The organism is Methanothermus sociabilis (genome assembly GCF_055392295.1).
Genome location: NZ_AP042467.1, coordinates 794,609 through 814,394, shown reverse-complemented (window position 1 = coordinate 814,394; position 19,786 = coordinate 794,609). Strand labels below are relative to the sequence as shown.

At 31.1% G+C, this 19,786-nt stretch carries 14 protein-coding genes and 1 CRISPR repeat array; of the genes, 13 read left to right on the top strand and 1 reads right to left on the bottom strand.

Features of this window, described 5'->3' with window-relative positions; translation table 11 throughout:
• The first annotated feature begins 2 nt into the window (after positions 1-2).
• The 6 genes from cas5 (ACZ5LY_RS04445) to ACZ5LY_RS04420 all read left to right on the top strand — a co-directional run bounded on the left by cas5 (ACZ5LY_RS04445) (position 3) and on the right by ACZ5LY_RS04420 (position 10,290).
• The gene (gene cas5 / locus ACZ5LY_RS04445; protein ID WP_464577085.1) at positions 3-836 is read left to right on the top strand and encodes a CRISPR-associated protein Cas5; all 834 of its coding nucleotides are present in this window, start codon (positions 3-5) and stop codon (positions 834-836) included.
• Positions 836-3,358 (top strand): CRISPR-associated helicase Cas3', encoded by a 2,523-nt coding sequence (gene cas3, locus ACZ5LY_RS04440; RefSeq protein WP_464577083.1) that lies wholly within the window; start codon positions 836-838, stop codon positions 3,356-3,358. The genes cas5 (ACZ5LY_RS04445) and cas3 (ACZ5LY_RS04440) overlap by 1 nt, the downstream gene beginning before the upstream one ends.
• Before the next feature lie 16 nt (positions 3,359-3,374).
• Entirely contained in the window at positions 3,375-3,893 is a 519-nt protein-coding gene (gene cas4, locus ACZ5LY_RS04435; protein WP_464577081.1) for a CRISPR-associated protein Cas4, read from the top strand.
• 4 nt (positions 3,894-3,897) lie between these two features.
• Entirely contained in the window at positions 3,898-4,866 is a 969-nt protein-coding gene (cas1b, locus tag ACZ5LY_RS04430) for a type I-B CRISPR-associated endonuclease Cas1b (protein ID WP_464577079.1), read from the top strand.
• Positions 4,867-4,891: 25 nt separating this feature from the next.
• Positions 4,892-5,155 (top strand): CRISPR-associated endonuclease Cas2, encoded by a 264-nt coding sequence (gene cas2 / locus ACZ5LY_RS04425; protein WP_464577077.1) that lies wholly within the window; start codon positions 4,892-4,894, stop codon positions 5,153-5,155.
• Between the two features lie 356 nt (positions 5,156-5,511).
• A CRISPR array of direct repeats spans positions 5,512-8,633; the repeat unit is 30 nt; unit sequence ATTCAAATCAGACTATTTTAGGGTTGAAAT.
• Between the two features lie 82 nt (positions 8,634-8,715).
• Positions 8,716-10,290 carry a right-handed parallel beta-helix repeat-containing protein gene (locus ACZ5LY_RS04420; protein ID WP_464577075.1) on the top strand — a complete coding sequence of 525 codons (1,575 nt, stop codon included), beginning with the start codon at positions 8,716-8,718 and terminating at the stop codon, positions 10,288-10,290.
• A gap of 260 nt (positions 10,291-10,550) precedes the next feature.
• Here ACZ5LY_RS04420 and cobT read toward each other — a convergent pair whose 3' ends face one another.
• A complete protein-coding gene (cobT, locus tag ACZ5LY_RS04415) occupies positions 10,551-11,624 on the bottom strand; it encodes a nicotinate mononucleotide-dependent phosphoribosyltransferase CobT (protein WP_464577073.1) in 1,074 nt (357 codons plus the stop codon).
• A 207-nt stretch (positions 11,625-11,831) separates the two neighbouring features.
• On the opposite strand from cobT, the gene ACZ5LY_RS04410 reads away from it, so the two are divergent.
• The 7 genes from ACZ5LY_RS04410 (at position 11,832) to cas4 (ACZ5LY_RS04380) (ending at position 19,780) form a co-directional block, all read left to right on the top strand.
• Positions 11,832-12,566 (top strand): zinc dependent phospholipase C family protein, encoded by a 735-nt coding sequence (locus ACZ5LY_RS04410; protein ID WP_464577071.1) that lies wholly within the window; start codon positions 11,832-11,834, stop codon positions 12,564-12,566.
• A 225-nt stretch (positions 12,567-12,791) separates the two neighbouring features.
• A complete protein-coding gene (gene cas6, locus ACZ5LY_RS04405) occupies positions 12,792-13,505 on the top strand; it encodes a CRISPR-associated endoribonuclease Cas6 (RefSeq protein WP_464577069.1) in 714 nt (237 codons plus the stop codon).
• Complete coding sequence (locus ACZ5LY_RS04400) at positions 13,502-15,187, top strand: hypothetical protein (protein ID WP_464577067.1); 1,686 nt, start codon at positions 13,502-13,504, stop codon at positions 15,185-15,187. Before cas6 ends, ACZ5LY_RS04400 begins: the two co-directional genes overlap by 4 nt.
• 1 nt (position 15,188) lies before the next feature.
• Positions 15,189-16,100: a type I-B CRISPR-associated protein Cas7/Cst2/DevR gene (cas7i, locus tag ACZ5LY_RS04395; protein WP_464577065.1), complete on the top strand. Its 912-nt coding sequence runs from the start codon at positions 15,189-15,191 to the stop codon at positions 16,098-16,100.
• Positions 16,101-16,111: 11 nt separating this feature from the next.
• Complete coding sequence (cas5, locus tag ACZ5LY_RS04390; RefSeq protein WP_464577064.1) at positions 16,112-16,810, top strand: CRISPR-associated protein Cas5; 699 nt, start codon at positions 16,112-16,114, stop codon at positions 16,808-16,810.
• Between the two features lie 60 nt (positions 16,811-16,870).
• Positions 16,871-19,276, top strand: coding sequence for a CRISPR-associated helicase Cas3' (gene cas3 / locus ACZ5LY_RS04385; RefSeq protein ID WP_464577062.1), 2,406 nt, complete (start codon positions 16,871-16,873; stop codon positions 19,274-19,276).
• A 33-nt stretch (positions 19,277-19,309) separates the two neighbouring features.
• The gene (gene cas4, locus ACZ5LY_RS04380; protein WP_464577060.1) at positions 19,310-19,780 is read left to right on the top strand and encodes a CRISPR-associated protein Cas4; all 471 of its coding nucleotides are present in this window, start codon (positions 19,310-19,312) and stop codon (positions 19,778-19,780) included.
• Positions 19,781-19,786 lie beyond the last annotated feature (6 nt).

Here is a 19,786-nt window from a genome sequence, read left to right as displayed (position 1 = left end):
TTATGCATGATACGATGATATTAGAGATATTCCAACCATTTGCACAATACAGGAATCCTTTTACGTTTGATTACGCCCAAACTTACCCATTACCACCTAAATCAACAATCATCGGCATGCTACAGAATGCTCTTGGGAGATACTACGATGAGAAGTTATATAATTTAAAAGTAAGTGTACATGGCTCATTTGAAACTAAATTTTGGAATTATCAAAGTTTAATAAAAGGAGATCTTTCATTAAAGAAATATAATGGACGCTTAAAGATTTGGAACAGATGGGACAAAAAGAAAAACGTAGGATACTTTCTTTATACTGAAAACAGGGAATCACAAAGAAGTCCAACATTTCAAGAGGAGCTTTTCAATGGACATTATTATATTTTTCTCAGAGGTGATAAAAATACACTTCTAGAGATAGAAAAATCTCTTTCAAAGCCTTCTAAGATTCTCTATCTTGGAAGAAGCGAAGACATCATATTCATAAAAAAAATATATAGAAATTTCGATTTCAAAGAAAAGATAGTTAAAAGGAACATATGGCTCACACACTCCACATATATCAAATTGAAAAGTAATGGCAGAACATTTCCATTGAAAAATAGGAAATTCCCTGTTTATTCTATTCCTGTAAAGGTTTTATTCAAGAATAACGGCCATACAATCTCAAACAAAGGTGAATTATTGAATTCTACTGATAGAATACCTAAATTCAAAACTGTATTTTACGCTGGTATCGATCAAATAGTATATATAAAAAATAAAATAACCGTTGAAACCTATTCTATTAACGATAATCTAGTTTTCAAGATACCTAAAGAATTTGGGTGGCTATAATGGAACTAATAGAAGTTTTAAGAGCTAAATCAAGTAATCAAGAAAATTATCTTTTAAAAGACCATCTAAAAGAAACTGTAAAAAGAATTGTTGATATGTATAAATTTTTTAAAGAAAATAGTGAGAATTTTACGTGTCATTTAAATAAAACTTTATTTGAAAAACTCATATTGGCTTCAATAATTCATGATCTTGGGAAAATAGACTATAATTTTCAGAAAAAAGTTTTAAAACCCGAAGAAAAGAAAACAGAAGAATGGATTAAATTAAAAAAATTTTTCAAACCTATAACCAACCTTCAAAGATCTACACGTCATGAAATACTCTCAAGTATATGGAGCACATTCTTAATAGGTAACGACGAATTAGACAAAAAAATTAGAACTGCTATATTATTACATCATTACAACGAATATTTTACCATTGAGCGGGACTTAATGGAAATAATCTATAATTATGAGGATCAGATAAAGTCATACCTTGAGTTCATAACAGAAAAACGTTCTTTATTAGAAAATTCTCTACTCAAACTCTTAAAATATATTGAAAAAGAACTTCCAGATAGCATAGTTTCATCTGCATTTGATTATATGAGAAAAAATATGGATTTCAATAAGGCTAAAATTTTATTAGAAAAAATTAAGAAACATGAAGATGATATTTCAGATTTTGCACAATTTTATAATCCAAAAAAGGAAGATTACAATTTTTTAGTTCTATTAGGACTTTTAAGAAGATCAGATTATTCAGCAAGTGCTGACGTACCTATAGAATCATATACCCAAAAGACATTTTTCAATATTGAGGATAAAATTGAAAAAAATATCCCACGAAAAAAATTGTGGCAAAAAGAAGTCTTAGATAAAATAGATACAAAAAATTCTTTGATTCTTGTGGCCCCGACAGGTTCTGGTAAAACAGAATTTGCCATACTTTGGGCTGCAAAAAATAACAGAAAATTAATATACACATTGCCATTGCGAGTCGCATTGAACGATCTTTTCATTCGATTTAAAAACGAAGAAAATGGATATTTTGACGTTGACGTTGATATTCTTCATTCTACAGCCTTTATAGAATACATGAACAAAAAAAAGGAAATTGTTGATGTTGATAAAATGTTGACTTCTGCAAGACTCCTCGCATCGCCAGTATTATTAACAACGCCAGATCAAGTCTTTTTAACATCACTTAATTATTATGGATCGGATAAAGTAATATCCGCTTATCCATTCTCATCATTCATTATAGATGAAATTCAAACATATAATGAAGAAATGGCTGCTATCATCATCAAAACAGTTAATATTATCAGAGAATTAGGTGGTAAAGTACTAATAATGACTGCTACTTTTCCACCATATTTTGAAAAATTCTTTAAAGACTTTGACTTTGTAGATGTTAAAAATTATGGAGCTCAGGTAAAAAATCTAAACCTAAAAAGACATAAAATAAAATTGATAGATAATCCTCTTTTTGTCAGTGAAGATAAAGAATGGAAAATTTCAGAAGAAGGTGAAGACAAAATAAAGGAAATATTAGAAAATCACAATAAAAACACCCTTATAGTAGTTAACAACGTTAAAAAAGCCATTGAATTATATAAAAAATTGAATAAAAATTATTCTAATGTATATCTCCTTCATTCAAGGATTTTTGAGGTTGAAAAAGATAAAAGACTGAAAGAAATAAAAAATAAAATAAGAAATGGAGAACAAGTAATAGTGGTATCAACACAAATAATAGAGGCTTCAATAGACTTTGACTTTGATATGATGATAACAGAAATATCTACGATTGACAGCCAAATCCAACGTTGGGGAAGAATTTACAGAAATAGAGACATGGATTATCAGGGAGATGAACCTAATATAATAATATTCACTGGAGAAGTAGAAAATGGCAATTTAAAACTTGACAGCGGAACTAAACGTATATATGATCATAAAGTCGTAGAAAAAACAATAGAAGTGCTCAAAGAACATGAGGGCAAAATATTTGATTATACTTTTGAAAGAAATCTCATATCAGAAGTATTCAAAAAGAAAATTGGAGATTTAACATTAAAAGAACATTATGAAAATAAAATAGAGGAAATACTTGAGAATCTTAAATATTTCAGTGTAGAGAAAAAAAGTCAGGCCCAACTATTGTTCCGTAGGATCGCAGGAATAAAAATAGTAATACCAGATGTCATGATTAGATATTCAGATAATGAAATTCAAAAAATTTTTGGAGAATGTATAAAAGAAGGTATCAAAACTTGGAAAGAAATTATAGAAAGGATAGAAAGAAATACAGGTGAAAAGGTGGACATTTGGACACTTAAAAAATTACTATATGAGTATTCAATAAACATGCCTGTTTATTATGAGGAAAAAAGTGACTTTTTAAATAAAACTACAGGTGAATTTAAAGGATTTTATGTATGGGGCAATATAAACGAGGATGATCTTAATTCAATAAAAGAACTTGGCCTAGATAGCGTATTCAAAGGCACAAACTCCACTCTTATATTATAAATAGACGTGATTTGAGATGATCTCAGAGGCCGAGAAAAAGCTTCTAATACGTGGAACTCAAATTAATTATTATTTTGTGTGTAAAACCAAACTTTGGCTTTTTTCACATCAGGTACGGATGGAACAAGAATCAGATGTTGTTGAACTTGGAAAATTATTACATGAGGATACATACAGACAAGAAAAAAAGGGTCAAATATTTGATAACCTTATAAGTGTAGATTTTGTAAGAAAAGGGAAAACCCTTGAAGTACATGAAATAAAAAAAAGTAACAAAATGGAGAAAGCCCATATATTTCAATTGTTATATTACCTTTATTATTTAAAAAATGAAAAAGGAATAACTGCCAGGGGCTTTATAAATTATCCAAAACTTCGAAAACAAAAAGAAGTATGTTTAACTTCAAAAAGTGAAAAGAAATTAAGAGAGGTCCTTAAAAATATAAATTTTATAATTAAAAAACATGACATGCCGCAGCCCCAAAAAAAGAAAATATGTAAAAATTGTGCTTATTTAGAATTTTGTTGGGCATGATCGCATGGGTAGAAAAAATTATTATATACTTACAGACGGTATTTTAAGAAGAAAAGAAGACACAATATATTTTATAAATAAAAATGGGAAGCGCCCTCTTCCCATTCATGCTATATATTCCATATATGCGTACAGTGCCCTTTCTATTTCTTCTCAGGTCATAAATTTACTGTCAAAGGAAGGTATACCTATACATTTTTTTAATAAATATGGATTTTATATTGGAAGTTTCTATCCACGGGAAACATTATTATCTGGTGATCTGATAATAAAACAGGCAGAACATTTTATAGATTATAAGAAAAGGTTAAAACTCGCTTTAAATTTTGTTGAAGGTGCTATACTTAACATAAAGAGAGTTTTATCTTACTATGATCTAGACAATAATATGGATGACCTTATACAAAAACTTAAATTATGTAGTAAAATAACTGAGATCATGAATGTTGAAGGAAGGGCTAGGGCAGAATATTATAAATTATTAGATAAAATACTGCCAGAAAATTTCAGAATAGGAGAAAGAACTCGTAGACCGCCACGGAACATGGCAAACGCATTACTTAGTTTTGGTAATTCCTTATTATACTCAACTATTATAAGTGAAATATACAATACACAGTTAAACCCTACTATATCATACCTACATGAACCATTTGAAAGACGTTATTCACTTGCATTAGATATAAGTGAATTATTTAAGCCAATTGTTGTTGATCGTTTATTATTGTATTTAATAAAAAAGAAAATAATAAAGGAAACAGATTTTGAAAAAGATTTAAATTATTCTTTACTTAATTTGGATGGAAAAAGAAAATTTATAACAGAATATGACAAGAGACTTAAAAAGACTATTAAACATAGGAAAATTGGGAGGAAAGTCTCATATAGACGTTTGATACGTCTAGAATGTTATAAGTTAATAAAACATTTGTTGGGAAAAGAGAAATATAAACCATTCATAATGTGGTGGTAACAACTAAAATGAATGGTATAATACAATGTATGTAATAATAGTTTATGACGTAAACATAAAACGTGTTAATAAAGTCAGAGCATATTTAAGGAAATACCTTTTTTGGGTACAAAATTCTGTTTTTGAAGGTGAAGTTACAAAAAGTCAATTGGAAAGAATAAAAAAGGATCTTAATGTTATTTGTAATAAATCAGAAGATTCTGTAATAATATATTCTTTCAGGACAAAAAAATCAATGAAGAGAGAAATATTAGGCATTGAAAAATCACAAATGTCTGAAATAATATGATAATTATTTGTATCTATCATTTTTAAATCCTAGTTAATCATTATTTTTTCTTTAACTAATTTTTATTTTGTCGTTTATTAATCATTTCAATGGAGAGAAACTTTTTGTAATTTTTTATTATTTTATTTTTTCTCAAAATTTAGTAATTATTTTTTTAAAATTTTACTTAACCTCCCACTTATTTTTTTATTTCAATTGCTTTTTTGTTAAATCATCTACTTAACTCAATTTTTACCTCGTTATTTTGAGTCGTTAATCTTTATAAATAAAATATATTTTTGTTAGTTGCCGATGGAAAGTATTAAATAGGGGTGATTAGAAAGTTAATCTAGGCGAAAAACGGGAAAAAGTTGCCTATTCAAATCAGACTATTTTAGGGTTGAAAGTTAAGTACTACAGACTATCTTGACATGCTTCGTAATGATTCAAATCAGACTATTTTAGGGTTGAAAGGTATTTACGCACAATAGAAGATGCTATTAGACATAATTCAAATCAGACTATTTTAGGGTTGAAAGTAATTCTGCCATATTCTTTTCGCATTTCATCAATTTCATATTCAAATCAGACTATTTTAGGGTTGAAAGTTTCTTAGCTTTTCAGGATATTTCTGATAATATTCATCATTCAAATCAGACTATTTTAGGGTTGAAAGTGTAAAGCAGCTTCTAATTTGTCTTTTAAGTCCATTATTCAAATCAGACTATTTTAGGGTTGAAAGGGCTCTATATCCTTCATAGCCAAAGCTTCAGGTACTTATTCAAATCAGACTATTTTAGGGTTGAAAGAAATCTCGATTAACAACCCCTGAATTATTTTTAATTCAAATCAGACTATTTTAGGGTTGAAAGCGATAATAAGTAATATGCCTACGAATGGTGCAGCATTCAAATCAGACTATTTTAGGGTTGAAAGCAAGAATTTTGTACAAGGCTTAAGGGGAGCTGGTGAATTCAAATCAGACTATTTTAGGGTTGAAAGCACACAGATTTTATACAGTAATGCATTGTGCGCATGATTCAAATCAGACTATTTTAGGGTTGAAAGTACGCAGAACATGCAGGGAATGCAGCTATCACCATTATTCAAATCAGACTATTTTAGGGTTGAAAGTGACGCAACCGCGACAACATGGTCCAAAATACGTAATATTCAAATCAGACTATTTTAGGGTTGAAAGCAGCATCTCTCGCTACAACATCAACACACTGAGCATGAATTCAAATCAGACTATTTTAGGGTTGAAATAGGAAAAATTGGAGGTGAGTGAGATGGTGAGATTCAATTCAAATCAGACTATTTTAGGGTTGAAATGTCGCGTAGCATACTGAATGATTCTCGCCTTAATGCCTATTCAAATCAGACTATTTTAGGGTTGAAATTTTTTGAATGGTAGGACGACATAATGCTTCTTTTTATGAATTCAAATCAGACTATTTTAGGGTTGAAATTTCAGCTAGGGATTTCGCAGTAGCAACGCTAACGCCTTCTTTATTCAAATCAGACTATTTTAGGGTTGAAATTAATTACAGCAGATTTTATGTCCAAGCAGCGAGAGAATTCAAATCAGACTATTTTAGGGTTGAAATGAATTTCATGTCCGGAATGACTATAAAGCGTTTTAATATTCAAATCAGACTATTTTAGGGTTGAAATAGGGGAAAGACAAAACAAAACAAGACGTAGCATTGTATATTCAAATCAGACTATTTTAGGGTTGAAATTACGAAATTGAAGACCTCTTAGCAAATGCTTTACAAAAATTCAAATCAGACTATTTTAGGGTTGAAATCTCGTACGAGCTCATCTTTGAGATTTACGCCAACAAGGATTCAAATCAGACTATTTTAGGGTTGAAATCGCATACGCTTAAAGTGAATCGCGATGGCATAAGAGTATTCAAATCAGACTATTTTAGGGTTGAAATTCGGTGAGAGTCACTTCACCTGTGCCTAATGTATTGAAATTCAAATCAGACTATTTTAGGGTTGAAATTTGTCTGAGGTCCATCGCGTAAAGCAGCTTTTTTGAAGATTCAAATCAGACTATTTTAGGGTTGAAATTATTAAAGAGAGTTTGGGCAATAACAATCTCAGCAGATTCAAATCAGACTATTTTAGGGTTGAAATTCGGTGAGAGTCACTTCACCTGTGCCTAATGTATTGAAATTCAAATCAGACTATTTTAGGGTTGAAATTTGTCTGAGGTCCATCGCGTAAAGCAGCTTTTTTGAAGATTCAAATCAGACTATTTTAGGGTTGAAATTATTAAAGAGAGTTTGGGCAATAACAATCTCAGCAGATTCAAATCAGACTATTTTAGGGTTGAAATGGCGAAGACGCGTCTTCTCGACGCAACGTGTTCTTAGAATTCAAATCAGACTATTTTAGGGTTGAAATCAACAATTGCTTCAAATTCTTGAACATCCATGCGCCCAATTCAAATCAGACTATTTTAGGGTTGAAATATCTTTATGAATTAGCAGTATGGAGAGACGACGAATGATTCAAATCAGACTATTTTAGGGTTGAAATGGTCGCATATTCTGTGACAGTGATAGAACGTGAAGCATTCAAATCAGACTATTTTAGGGTTGAAATATGGAAAGCGTAGAATTCACAAATCCGCAACCTGCCTTGATTCAAATCAGACTATTTTAGGGTTGAAATGACGCATCTCTTGAAATTGTCATAAAAGCTATTGATATTCAAATCAGACTATTTTAGGGTTGAAATTGTCATAAGTAAAGAATAAAAAAATATATTAGAGAGAAATTCAAATCAGACTATTTTAGGGTTGAAATGATTTATTTTATAATTTATTTTTTGGAGGTCTCAAAAATTCAAATCAGACTATTTTAGGGTTGAAATTGTGTCAAGAGCGTTTGAGGTCGTGCAAAAAGCTGATTCAAATCAGACTATTTTAGGGTTGAAATTTTAAAGCACTTAAAAGAGTTTTGTTTAAACTGGCTATTCAAATCAGACTATTTTAGGGTTGAAATGTGGTTAGGCGATATATCAGGGCGAAAAAGCAGAAAAATTCAAATCAGACTATTTTAGGGTTGAAATAACATCACATTAACAATTTCATGAATATCGTTCATTTTGATTCAAATCAGACTATTTTAGGGTTGAAATAGGCTTAAGCAGGAATTCCCTGCTGTAGATTTCACAATTCAAATCAGACTATTTTAGGGTTGAAATATTCTCCACAATGATCCTTCAGGGGTCACAACTGTAGATAATTCAAATCAGACTATTTTAGGGTTGAAATTATGCTGGCTTTGTAACATTGCGGATTTATGATAAAAATTCAAATCAGACTATTTTAGGGTTGAAATAAGCAGATGATGAGAGGCTTAAAAAGGCAGTTATAAAACTGCTAATTCAAATCAGACTATTTTAGGGTTGAAATTGGGCTCATGAATCGCAATCGGAAATGTAGTTTGGTTTAAATCAGACTATTTTAGGGTTAAAATCGTAAAATATTATATATTTTTATATTTACACAATTTAAATTTATATTTAAAAATTTAAAAAAATTAAAGAGGAAGTGTTAAAATGAAGTCTAAAGCTGTATTGATCTTCTCAACATTGCTAGTTCTGTTGGCAATTTCTCAAGCATATGGAGTTAAAGAAGTTTATCCTGGGAATGGCACTCTTAAAGATGTAATAGAAAAAGTTAATCCTGGAGAAACAATATTTCTGCATAATGGGACATATTATGATTCAGGAATTGTGATAGATAAGAATTTAACTATTGCAGGTAAAGATAAGGATGGAGTTGTAATTGATGCTCAGAGGGAAGGCCCTATATTCTACATTGATGCCTATACAGATGTAAGGTTGATAAATTTAACATTGATCAATGGAAATGGAACAGAAGGTGGTGCAATAAATAATAATGGATATTTAGTGGTTGAGAACTGTAAATTTAAGAATAATTATGCTAGTGAAGAAGGAGGAGCAATCTACAATAATGGCAACCTGGAAATATCAAATAGTGAGTTTATGGGCAATGTAGTTGAGTTGTCTGATAGTGGATGGCTTGGATCTGCAATTGCTAATCATTGTATTCTAAACATAACAAGAAGTACATTTAGTAATGAAGGAAGTGCAATATACAATTCTTATGAAGGTTCGTTATACATGGAAAACTGTACACATATAAATCATAAAGCTGGCCCTGCTTCTGGAGGAGCAATCATTAATGAAGGAGTGGCCTCTATTGAAGGAAGTATATTTAAGAATAATTTAGCATATCATGGAGGAGCAATCTACAATAATGGTAGTATGAATTTAACTGAATGTTTATTTGCATGGAATGCGGTTAGATACACAGGTGGTGCCATCGACAATGCTGGTAATTTAACAATTGATAACTGTGGATTTGAGAATAATAGTGCTGGTTGCTGGGGTGGTGCCATCGACAATGCTGGTAATTTAAAAATAACAAATTCTATATTTAATAAAAACATGGTAGATGGAGACGGCGGTGCTATTTCTAATGATGGTGATCTAATAATAGACAATTGTACGTTTAATAACAATAATGCTACTTCCTATGGTGGTGCAATAAGTACTTCAGACAACTTAACAGTTACAAATTCTCTATTTAAATGCAACAAAGCTGGAGAAGATGGAGGAGCCATTTATGTTAGTCCAGGTATAGAATATAAAGAACCACAACCCAGTATTATTGTAGATAACTCTAATATCTTCATTGACAACCTTCCAAATGATTCCAACATTCCTCTTGAGAATGTGCTAGATTATAATATAACCTTAACAAACACTGGAAAATCAACAATAACCATAAAATGTTACATCTCAATCTACACAAATTCAGTTAATGGAAAGAAAGTTGGCTATAAGGAAGTAACAATAACTCTAAAGCCAAAAGAAACAAAGAGAATATATCTTGGTAAATATCCAGCAGGACATATAGTATCTGGGACAATGATTGTTAAAAATCCATCAAAGAAAAGAATTCAATTAAATCTACAGGTGAAATATGAAATTGAAGGATTCGATCCGGAAATAAGGAAAATAAGCAACTACATAGCTCCAAGAAAGGAATTCAAATACAGTGTGAAATACAGAGTGAATGAATATGGGTCCATAGAGGTTAGGTGATTCTTTTTTATATTATTTTTATATTTTTTTACAGACACAAATCACAAAAAACAGGTTTCCACTCTATCAGGCATGAAAAAATAGGAAAAGTATTTATATAGATGAAGTACAAAACTAACACTTGTTCTAAAAAATATATACAAACTCTCTCTTACTCCTTCTTTCTCTCTCAAAAAATACTCTATAAATTAAGAAAACTTATATATACTAGAAATAAAAAATGAAAAAATAATCAGACTATTTTAGGGTTGAAAGGTAAACTAAAAAACAACTGTACAGACTTTCTCAATTTCTTTTCTTAATTCATCGGTAGTAATACCTTTTAACACTGCAGCAAACATTGCCCCTCCAGCACCTACGCCTTCCTTCACATGCCCTTCCATATATCTTTTTAAACCTTCATGATTTGATTTTTCAAAATGAGGATCAACATAATATACAGGTATATCACCAATTTGCTCAACTATATTTAAAATATCAGAACTTTCATCCTTCACAACGAAAACTGTGGTTGCTATAGCTAATTTAGAAAAATTAAAGTTTCCTACTTCTTTTAATAATGCACAAACTGCTGGCATTTGTGTTCCACCAGCAAGTGTTATATAATTTTTAAATCCAGCACATATTCCAGCAACAGCAGGTATCATTGGATCTCCAACAGCTTTAACAGCGTCAAATGGATCATCAATATTACTAGGTTCTATATTTGCATTTTTTAATCCTTCCATCACTACTTTTCTCTTTAATCCATGAGGATTTTCTGGTAAACTTGCACTAACTTTAAAGCTAGCATTATATCCTAAAGCAGTTAATACTCCAAGAGCAGTTGTTGTACCGGCAGGTGTGCTTTCCCCAATTATTAAATATTCTGTTATTTTTGATAAAAACTTTCCCAATATTTTACCTTTTTCATAAATTGAGCGAGGTTTATCAACGGCTTTACCTGTTCTTATATCTTTTCCAGGTTTATCATTTAATTCGATATAAGGTATTTTTGGTTTTATTTCTGCTCCAGCATCTACTACTAAAAAAGGGATATCCAAAAGTTCAACTACTGCTCTTGTTATAACCGCAGGTGTGGGTGTTGAAGAACCTTCAACAACAGTTTGGGGAATTTCTGACATGCTTAATGGTTTGCCACAAACTACCAATTCTGTGTCAAGAGCTGGCGTATATTTTGTTAATTCAGGTGTTGCACCTGCTCCAGTTATTCCAGGAATGCATGATGTTTCAGTTGTAGCAATAACACAAGTAAATAGAAAATCTTTATCTTTTATTTCATCTAAATAATTTAAAGATCTTTCTGTATTTTTCAGAGAATTTATTTCTTGCATGACCATGCCTCCAAAAGAATCTAATAAATAAATTTTTATTTTTCTAAAAAATATCTTTTTGAGAGAGAGGGGTAAATTTCAAGTGTAATAGCTAGAGAGAATTGAGGGAAGGGATAGTTATAAGTTATAAGTGAAATAGAGATAGACATATTTAAGTATGTTAAGACAAGGCATTCATAGACTAAATAGTATGGAGATGTGAGCTTCTTGAACATCAAGAAATATTTCCTATTAGCTTTAGTTCTGTCTTTGCCATTTACATTTAGCTTTAGCTATGGATGGAAAGAAGAATCTCATCGCTATATAGTTGAATTGATCTACAACAACCTACCTTCTGAATATCAAAGCAAAATTGACCTCGAAGCTATGAAGGAGGGTTCAACAGCCCCTGACTTAAAATTTAAGGACTTCAAAAAACACCATTTCCCTCCAGCTTATTATGAAGCTAAGAAATGGCTTAATAAAGGCAAAGATGCTTGGAAGAAAGGAAATTACAAGTATGCAAGTTATTGCTTTGGAGTTGCAACTCACTATATATCTGATTCTTTCTGTGCTCCACATAATATAGCTAAAGAGTCAAAAAAAGATCATGAGATGTATGAGTCTCAAGTTATTGGTTATACACCACAGATCAAGTATATTCCAGGAGATCTCTATACTTTGATGTCATCAGCGAAAAATGAAAAGAATGATTGGTATAAGTGGTTAAAAACTAGAGATCCTAGTATAGTGGAGAAGCATTTTGATAAGGCTGCATCAGTTGCATATTCTGCAGTGCTTAATAGTTTAAAAGAAACAGACGTTCCAAATGAAGCTAATCCATATTTAAAAGAAACGAAATATAATACTTCAGGAGAAACTAAAATAACGTCTATAGATGGAATATTAATTGGCATGCTTCTAATTTTAATTACTGTGTTAGTTGTTAGAAGGAGATTCTAAATAAGGAAACACATGCAGTATCATATTATGACTTCGCACAAACCTATCTACGGTATTCAGGAAACAGAATGATATAAACATTTAACTGACCCACAACACAAAATCAGAGTTTAATCTACGAACTTAAATAAATATCTTAACATTAATACAAGGTAATTAAAAAATGATAACTTTTATATACAAGAAGTTAAGTATTATTTTTTTATTATAAATAGAGGTTGAATGATGAGACTACTTATCAAGTTTAAACCAAAGAAAGATTTTGGATACACCTCAGTCAATAATTATACTATTCAGGGATTTATTTACTCATTTTTAAAGAGAAGTTCTAAATTTGAAAGTTACCATGACAGAAGAGGCTTCAAATATTTTTGTTTTTCAAATATTTTCCCAATAAGTAATTTTAAGAGAGGAGAAACTAAAAATTTAATAATTTCTTCACCAGCGCCTAGGCTTTTGAAAACGATTAAAAAGGAAATTAAAAGAAATGAATCATATTATTTAGGAAAGATCCCAATTGAGTTGGAATCTGTGAGTCTTTTTAAAACCCGATTTGGAAGACAATTTATAACGAGCACGCCAGTAGTATTGTATAAAAATAATAGGGAAAATATCTATTTTTCGATGAAAAAATCATGTGACCTTTCATTTTTTATGGAAAGATTGAAAGAAAATGCCTTGAAAAAGTATAATGCATTTCATGATGATGATTATTATTTCGATGGAAACATTTTTGACAGGGTTAAATACGCTCGAGAGGTTGCTGTTAGACTTAAAAGGGCAGGTAAAATGTTCATTGTCATAGGGACGCTCTGGAAGAATCTTGAAAAGTTTAATATGGACAACAAAAGATTTTATAGGTTTATATTAGATTGTGGCATTGGTGAGAAGAATTCACTGGGATTTGGAATGCTAAATACAGTGGGGAGTATAAAATGATCAAAATAAGTTTTGAGAAAAGGGATTTTCTTTACGATAATGGGCTCGTGAACATCTTTTTAAATATTAAAAAAGACGAAAGATTCAAAAATATTGATAAATACACCGTGAAATATGGGGATTCCAAATTTAAACTCTTAGATAATAAAATTATCTTCCATGGATCATTTAAGGAATTGGAAGATGTCTATTTTATTTTAAGAAATATTTATTACTCCAGGGCATTTGAGGAAACCAAAAATTACAAACCTTATTATGATCCAAAAAATGATAAGGTCATTATAGCACCAAAACTTGATGTCAAACCATATTTACGGAGATCTGAGCGTACAAACAATCTTTTACCTAGAATGGAAGTATCAAAGGAAAAGCTCGAAGCCCTCAAAAATGAAGAGACCAAGGCTAAAAGTAATTTTGAAGGGAAGGTAAGTGGCAAGCTCCAGTATGGTGAAAGAGGTAAAAGAAATATGGTAATGATATACTTGGAACCAAAAAGACTTGGAGAATCTATTTCATCAAAAATTAAAAAAATTCAGGCAGGAGACAAATGTTTTTTCTGTGGAAATAAGTATTCAAAGTATATAGACGATAACGGCAAAAAAAGGTCTTTTTCAATAAAATCTACCAATTTGATATTTGACTTTGGTGTAGGAGGGGGTGTCAAAAGGCCATCTTTTAGAGATTTAAGGTCAAAAAAAGATATTATAGTTTGTTTTATGTGTGATCTTATCTACAAGTATGGTCTATTAAATAATTATTTTGTTAATAACAATGTATTCCTGATATCGGCTCCTTCCCTCCGCTTTTTATATAATATAAAGGAGAGACTGATGATTCCTGAGGATTATCTTGAGGAATCTTCAAAAAAGACAAACTTTCTAAAACGCGGAGATTTTGTTACAAGCGGTCCTTATTCAAGATTGCTCCTTCTAATTCATAAAATTAAGGAAAAAATAATTGACAGGGATAAACTTGCTTATCTCTCCATATATTATTTTGTTGTTACCAACCAGGGCGTGGATGATTTAGAGATTTACAATAAGCTTTCGTACATATCACAATTTTTTGACAGCATTAAAAATTTAAGAAACGAATCTGGTACTCCTTTCTTAAATTTACTAATGAATTATTCATATTACAAAGGTATAAACAAATATGAAATGAAGAATTTACCCAGAGAAGAAATTTCAAGAAGGATCCTCTTCGGACTCCCTATAGACTCTGTTTTGAGTGACTTGTCTTTTTATAATCTTTCACAAAATAATCCTTCTAGTATTAACTCATTCCTTCTTTATAAATTTCTTACAAAATATTTGGAGGTAATTGGAATGTCTGATATTAAGGAATTGCATAATGTGTGTCGGCTTGTCGGAGACAGGATTGGATATTTCGCAGCTCAATACGATAAAAAAGATGTTTTATATTCTATTAGAGAAATAGGAAATTTTGAAAGACTTAGTGAGTTCTTCAAAAACCTTGAATACGAAATATTAAAAGAAGATGCGGGAGCAGTCTGGAACTCTCGAGTAGAAGGGACTGACAAAAGATACAGTGATTTGATTCAAGAGATATTAATGGATACAAAAGAAAACAGTATAAATTTAATAAGGAATTATCTTGCTATTTATGCTATACAAAAATACCTATCCACTAAATACGCAAAGAAAAAAGGAGGGGATTAAAATGAATAGGACATTTGTAAATATAGGGTACATAACTAAGGTTAACATAGATAACCTCAACAGTAGTGAAAATCCTGGAAACATGGTGATCTTAAAAAAAGTTCAGGATAATAAGGGGAACTATTACCCCTATGTTTCTGGGCAAGCACTAAGATACTACCTCAAAGAGACAATGAATCAGCTTGGAATGAAACTTACAAAAGTAGATAAGAATGGAGAGTATATAATAGAATCTAAAAGCAAAGATAAGAGTAGGTATAATGAAATACTGAAGAATCACCCTGATCTGGATTTATTTGGCTTCATGGAAGCTGTTAAACGTTCTAAATCAATGGCTCTTAGAAGGTGGTCACCTGTAAAGGTCTCTCCTCTTATAAGTATATTCCCATGGAATGGATACAATGATCTCTTAACGAGAAAAAAAGAAGGTCAGGAAGGTGGAGACTTTGTTAAAGTTGAAATAAACACCTTCAACTTCATGAAGGGGACAATTGTAATAGATATGGATGCAATAGGATCCACTGTCGATGAACTTAGTTATGAGATTGATACTGTTATTGACCCTGATGAAAAAAAGAGAAGGGTGGCGTATCTGGTAGATGCACTTAAAAGTATTGATGGAGGAGCAAAAAAAGCAAGGCTTCTTGATGATTTAACACCAAAGTTTGTAGTTGTTACAAGGCAAAAAGCAGGCACGCCTATTTTCCTCAATGCTCTCAACGTAAATGAAGATGGTGGTATTGACATCAGTCCTATCAAGGAAGTCATCGATGAATTTGAAGATATAATAGCTGAGTACTATATTGGTATAAGATCTGGTATATTCAGTAATGAAGAGGAGATAAAATCTGAATTTAAAGAAAATGTAACTTCTGTTAACAAAGCCCTTGACAATATAAAAGGTTGGGTATGACTGGTGTTAAAATGGAGGCAGTAAGATTCATTGTTGAGGGCCTTATTAATTCTTTTAGGATGCCCCAGACATCCATTTACCAATTGACATACCTGGCTCCAACAAAGACGCAAGTTGTGGGCATGCTCACAAATATCATGGGTAAAAATGAGAGAGACTATTACGCACTTCTTGATAAAGTCCGGGTTGGAATAATCCCTGTCTATATAAACTCTATCTTCAATGATGCATGGACTTTTAAAAAATGGAAGTCTGCTGGAGCTGGTAGAGACATACTCCAACGCGAAAAAATTTACAGAGGTAAGTATTTAATCTATGTATCAGCAGAAGATCCCCATCTTTTGGAAAAGATGATGGAATTTTTGATGTATCCTTCAAGAGTTCCATCTCTTGGCATGGATGATGAGATGGTGATCATAAGAGAACCAAAAAAAATTACCGTGGAACCAAAGAATGACACGATCGTACATAGTGTATTTACCTTAGAAGAGGGCATGGATTTTAGATATTGTCCTCTGAAAACAGACAATTCAAATTTATTCCCTCCTAGGATAATTTCAGTCAATCTCAATTTTAATAGGAATGTAATTCCTAGGAAACCCACCAAATTTGTCCAAATAGTAGAGTTTGTGGGTCTTCAATGTAAATTAAACAGAAATAAGGATCTTTACTTTGACGAAGACTACCATTATAACATAGAGTTCCTATGATACTATGAATTTATACTGAGCAGTCCATCAAATTTCAGGTTGGTTCCCATGATGCAAATGATGGACTTAAAGGAATTTGTCAGTAATTATAAAACCAAATTTAAAGAATTATATAATATAGATCCCTCTTTTTTTGAAGTAAATCTTATAGCAAAGACCAATAATGAAAAGTCATTCACTCTTGAAGGGCATACAAAAGAAGCTCTGGAGTCACTGAAAAAATTTATAAATGATAATAGTCAAACTTTTGATTCATTTGCAAAAAGGCACAACATTGAAAAACAATTACTTTTAGATGTTTTATTTTTCGCAGTGTTTTTCCATGATATAGGAAAAGGGACTCTTGAGTTTTATAATGATAAAATTTTAAAGAAACAGAAGTCATATCACCCATTATATTCTGTTTACTTTACTTATAATCTTGAAATGCCAAAAATTGACGATGTTGATTATATTACACTTTCAATACTCACACACCATACACTTCTTCATGATGATATTTACGGAAGTGAAAAGTTTAGGGATTTAAAACCTCCTACATTTTTTAAAGAGACATTGAAATTCGCTAAACAATATAAAAATTATTATAAAGAATTTTTTAATAAGTCATGTCCTTATAAATTTAAGTTTAATTTGCCGTCAAAGAGTCCTTACGATTTATTAAGATGCACTTTTTCATGGGGATTTCAGGAGAAAGGTATTATTGATAATCTAAACAGTATTCTCAATCAATCTAGTCTTTCAAAAAAGAAAAAAATAAAAGAAATTTATGCTTTTATCACAGGGAACTTAATTAGAGCAGATTGGTTTTCCTCTGGATTTTATGAACTTGACATGGAATTCATTTCTAAGAATGAACTTATAAATAAAATAAAATCCCGAGTAATTTCAAGAGGCCATGAATTTCATGGTTTAAAAAGATTCCAAAAGGAAGCTTCTGAAAGTTCAGACAACATCTTTATAAAGATACCAACAGGCGAAGGTAAAACAGAAGCAGCTCTTTTATGGGCTTTAAACAACGTCAAAAATAAACACACTAAGATAATATATACCATGCCCACACAGGTAACCAGCAATTCGATGTATAAACGTCTTAAGGATTATTTTGGAAAGGATAAAGTCGGTATATTACATGGATCGTCTTCTATTATACTTGCAGAAGAATATGCTGACGATCAGGAAGAAATATGGAAGGAAAAGATAATTAACAAAACCTTTTCAAAACCTATAACAGTTTGTACCTTAGATTCATTTCTTTTGAGTTTTTTCAACGTTCATAAGTGGCCTCTTTCTCAATTGAATATAGAAAACTGTCTTTTAATTGTCGATGAAGTTCATTCATATGATTGGCAAATGTTGGGTGTCTTAAAAAGAATATTGGAAGAACTTAATAATCGAGGTTGTAAATTTGCAATAATGAGCGCAACATTCCCTGAAAATCTTAAGAATATTCTTTTAAAGGATCTAAATTATACTTTGATAACTGAAGAAAGTCTTTTTGAGTACAGACCATTTTCATTGAAAGTCGAAAATTCTTCAATTCTTGATAAAATAGACAACATAATAAGTGAATTTAATAATAACAAGAAGGTACTCGTCGTTGTTAACACCGTCAATAAGGCAAGAGAAGTTTATAGGGCCTTGGAAAAGTCTGGATATTTTAGAACAAGCGAGTCGTTTGATAAGAATTCTAATCTGATTCTTTATCATTCACAATTCACAAAGGAACATAGAAAACAAAAAGAAAATGAAATTGAGGTTAAAGAAAAATGGAAGGATAGAGGATTAGTCGTGGTAGCGACACAGGTCGTGGAAATTTCCTTAGATATAAACTTTGATGTACTATTTACTGAAATAGCACCAATAGACGCAATAACGCAGAGATTAGGTAGAATAAATAGATCTAAAGATTCCCATAAAGTAGGAGAAGTTTACATAGAAACTTGTATAGAAGCTGAAACTAAGAACGGTAAATGGGTTTATCCTTACAAAAAAGAGTTAATAGAGTGTTCAAAGGATATAATAAAAGATGGGAAGCCATCCCTCGGTGAAATGAGTGAAATGGTCTTCAATCTTTACAAATCCCTTCTTGAAATAGAAGAAATTAAGTTTTCTTTTAATAGAAAACTTAAAAGAGGGTATGGTAAATATGATGAAATCATCAAAAGAGGACCTTACACTATCCGCTTTAAGACTGACAACATGGAAGAAATTTCACGTTTACTATCAATTAGAGATACTGATGAGAAGTTTGAAAAAGTTAATGTAGTTCCAGCTGTATATTTCAATGAAAAAGACCTTGATAAGTTTGAAAATACTGTGGGAATATACAAATGGCTATTTCTTAAGATGCTACGCGAAGGCAAGGTAGATGATATGAAAAATTTCTATCTTATCCATGGGGTTAATTATAGTTACGCATGTGGTTTTGAGATTGTTGAAGAGGAAGGTTGGAACATTATATAGGTTCAAAGTGGTTCCATGAAAGTAACTGGGGTCATGGTCCAATACTATATGGTTTGTAAGCGGAAATTATGGTTCTTCGCAAACCAGATAAACATGAACTATGATAACGACGACATACTTATAGGAAGACTTCTCCATGAAAAAAGTTTCTCAAGAGAAAAGAAATGCATAAATTTCGGTGAAATTTCAATAGATTTCATAAATAAGAAAAATCTGACGATTTTTGAAATAAAAAAGTCAAGTAGTCTTGAAGAACCCGTCAGGTATCAGCTTTACTATTACTTATGGTACATAAAGAAATTTACGGGTAAAAACGCGAGAGGAATGGTGGTGTATCCCGCTGAAAAGAAAAGGGAAGAACTCTACCTAACGTCTGAAGTGGAATCGAAAATAGAAAAAATTTTGAAGGGCATAAAAACGGTCGTTAGAATGGAATCTCCTCCTGAACCTATTTATAAACCTTATTGTCGCAAATGTAGTTATTATGAATTCTGCATGATTTAACTAGGT